At 72.8% G+C, this 2,894-nt stretch carries 4 protein-coding genes; 2 read left to right on the top strand and 2 right to left on the bottom strand.

What is annotated here, in order from left to right; translation table 11 throughout:
- Both VNM44_RS02120 and VNM44_RS02115 read left to right on the top strand, forming a co-directional pair.
- Positions 1-721 (top strand): ornithine cyclodeaminase family protein (locus VNM44_RS02120; RefSeq protein WP_325622086.1); only part of this gene is annotated, 721 nt, incomplete at its 5' end.
- Positions 721-1,761, top strand: a complete 1,041-nt coding sequence (locus VNM44_RS02115) for a Zn-dependent hydrolase (protein ID WP_325622084.1) — start codon at positions 721-723, stop codon at positions 1,759-1,761. The genes VNM44_RS02120 and VNM44_RS02115, both read left to right, overlap by 1 nt.
- Positions 1,762-1,822: 61 nt before the next feature.
- Here VNM44_RS02115 and VNM44_RS02110 read toward each other — a convergent pair whose 3' ends face one another.
- Both VNM44_RS02110 and VNM44_RS02105 read right to left on the bottom strand, forming a co-directional pair.
- Complete coding sequence (locus VNM44_RS02110) at positions 1,823-2,236, bottom strand: DUF3830 family protein (protein WP_325622082.1); 414 nt, start codon at positions 2,234-2,236, stop codon at positions 1,823-1,825.
- An 11-nt stretch (positions 2,237-2,247) separates the two neighbouring features.
- Positions 2,248-2,894, bottom strand: a 647-nt coding sequence (locus tag VNM44_RS02105) for a urate hydroxylase PuuD (protein ID WP_325622080.1), incomplete at its 5' end; no start/stop codon positions are given.

The raw sequence follows: 2,894 nt of genomic DNA, 5'->3' as shown, positions 1-2,894 counted from the left end.
CGTCTGCCTGTTCTCGCTCGCCGACGGGCCCAATGGGCCGGCGGGGTCGCTGACGGCGATGATCGCGGCCGACCGGCTCGGGCAGGCGCGCACAGGAGCGGCCAGCGGCGTCGCGGCGAAGCACCTCGCCCGGTCGGGGGCGACAAGCCTCGGGCTGATCGGCACCGGCTGGCAGGCCGAGTCGCAGCTCGCCGCGATCCGGGCTGCCGTGCCGTCGATCTCCCACGTCGTCGTCTCGAGCCGGCGGGCGGAGAGCGCAGCCGCGTTCGCGGAGAAGCACGACGCCGAGGCCGCAGAGAATCCCACCGAAGCGGGCGCCTGCGATGTGGTTGTCACCGCCACCACGTCGAAGGACCCGGTGCTGCGGGGCGACTGGCTGCAGGACGGCGCGCTCGTCTGCGCGATCGGCGCCAACGACCCCCGGGCGCGCGAGCTGGACGCCCAGGTGATCGCTCGCGCGACGCTCGTCTGCTGCGACTCGCTCGAGGACGCGAAGCTCGAGTCGGGCGACCTGATCGAGCCCGTCGCTGCCGGGCAGCTCGACTGGCTGGAGGTGCAGGAGCTCCACCAGATCGTCTCGGGCGAGCTTCCCGGACGGCAGCATGAGACGGACGTCGTCGTCTTCAAGTCGAACGGGATCGCGCCCTGGGACGTCGCGATCGGGCACGAGGTCGTGCGCCGGGCGCGCGAGCGTGGGGTCGGCACGGCGCTGGACGGCTGATGGCCTCCGACCTCGAGCAGCGGCTCGACGCGATCTACGAGATCGGGGAAGGGCCTGGTGCCAATCGTCCCGGCTACTCCGACGGCGAGGACGAGGCCCATCGGCTCGTCGCCGGCTGGATGGGCGAGGCCGGCCTGGAGGTCGAGGTCGACGGCGACGGCAATCTCGTCGGCCGTCTTCCAGGGCTCGAGCCCGAGCTTCCGGAGGTGTGGTCCGGCTCGCATCTGGACTCCGTGCCGCAGGGAGGCCGATTCGACGGCCCCCTGGGCGTCCTCGGCGCGCTCGAGGCGGTCGAGCGGCTCGGGCGGCGGCGGCGGACGCTGGCCGCCGTCGCGTTCCGCGAGGAAGAGCGGGGCTGCGTCGGCTCGCACGGGCGCGTCGCCCGCGCCGGGTTGCCCGGCGCCTGGGTCGAGCTCCACCACGAGCAGGGGCCGCGCCTCGCGCTCGAAGGCGCACCGCTCGCAGTCGTCACCGGGATCGTGGGCTACAAGCGCGCCGAGCGGGTGATCGAGGGACGGGCGGGGCATGCCGGGACGACGCCGATGGACGCGCGGGACGACGCCCTCGTGGCAGCGGCCGAGGAGGTGCTGCGGATCCGGGACGTCGCGCGCGGAATCGAGGGTGCCGTCGCCACGGTTGGACGCCTCGAGGTCGAGCCGGGCGGCGTCAACGTGATCCCGGGTCGAGTCACGCTGACGATCGACGCGCGCGCGCCGGACGACGAGCGGCTCGCGAGGCTGCTCGACGCCCTCGCGATCGACCCGGCGGGCGCGGTCCCGCCGACGCCGCTCGGCGGGCCGCCTGCGGACGCACTTCGGGCGGCCATCGAGGGTCGAGGAATCCCCGTCGTCGAGCTCGCGTCGGGCGCCGGGCACGACGCCGGGGTGCTCGCGCGTGCCGGGGTGCCCTCGGCGATGCTCTTCGTGCGCGCGCTGAACGGCGGCGTGAGCCACTCACCGGACGAGCTGTCATCGCCCGAGGACGTTGCCCTCGCCGTCGATGTGCTGACGGATGCGCTCGATCGGCTCGCGTCGAGCTGACCCCGCGGGTGAGGTGCAAAGGGACGCGGCTGAACGCACGTCCCGTTCGTCGAGATGCCGGCTACACCGGCGTCTCGGCGAACACAATCTCCTGGGCACCCTCCCAGAGGAACGTCTTGCCCAGATCGCGCAGGTGCTCGTTTCCCTCGACGATCGTCGCGAAGTGGTTGCCCGCGAGCTGGCCCGCCTTCGAGGCGAAGTTGACGTAGCCGTATGCGAGCAGGATCTCGGTCTCCGAGACGCCGCCCGGGTAGAGCACGATCTCGCCGGGGTGCGGGTAGCACGTGGCGTTCTCGGGCCCGAGCCCGAGGTCGAGGTCGCCGAACGGGATCCAGCCGGCCTCGCCCGACCAGCGGACGTGGATGATTCTCGACTCGAGCGGCAGAAGGCGCCGGAAGGCTGCGACGGTCGCAGGCGCGTCGGTCTCCTCGAGGCGAGCCGTGAACTCGTACCCGCCAGCCTTGATCTTGAGCATCGGCGGCGATCTTACTTTCCGGCAGCGCCCGAGACGTATGCCGCGACGTCGGCGATCTCCTGCGGCGAGAGCTTCCCGGCGAACGAGGGCATCACGCCGAGCCCGTTCGTGACCCGATCGGTGACGAGGTCGGCCGAAGGCTTCGCGGCGTCGAGGCTCGGGCCGACGGTTCCCGTCGCGCCGGCGTCGGCGAGCGTGTGGCAGGCGCCGCAGCCCGCCGAGGCGAAGAGCGCCTTGCCCCGCGCGACGTCGGCGGTCGCCGGCGGCTGCGCGGCCGTGTCGTCCGAGCGCTCGACGAGGACCGCCACCAGGAGGAACGCCGCGGCGCCCGCGACCGGCATCCACCAGTGCGTCCGCCCGGTGTGGCGGAGGTTGAAGAAGAGCCGGGCCCACGCGCCGATCGCCATAAGCGCGACGAGCACGAGCCATGCGTGGTCGGCGCCATAGGCGAACGGAAAGTGGCCCGCGAGCATCGTCAGCAGCACCGGCAGCGTCAGGTAGTTGTTCTGCACCGAGCGCTGCTTCGCCTGGATGCCCGGCTTCGGGTCGGGCGCGCGGCCGGCCTCCTTCGCGCGAACGAGCTCGCGCTGCGCGGGGATGATGTCGAAGAACACGTTCGCCGCCATCACCGTCCCGATCATCGCGCCGACCTGGAGCC

The sequence above is a fragment of the Gaiella sp. genome, assembly GCF_035558935.1.
Classification (GTDB): Bacteria; Actinomycetota; Thermoleophilia; order Gaiellales; family Gaiellaceae; genus Gaiella.
The sequence above is the reverse complement of the archived record's forward strand: the minus strand, read 5'-3'. Positions and strand labels throughout refer to the sequence as shown.

Coding starts and splice junctions, on each gene's coding strand:
- VNM44_RS02115 (WP_325622084.1), top strand. CDS start 721: ATGGCCTCCGACCTCGAGCAGCGGCTCGACGCGATCTACGAGATCGGG.
- VNM44_RS02110 (WP_325622082.1), bottom strand. CDS start 2,236: ATGCTCAAGATCAAGGCTGGCGGGTACGAGTTCACGGCTCGCCTCGAG.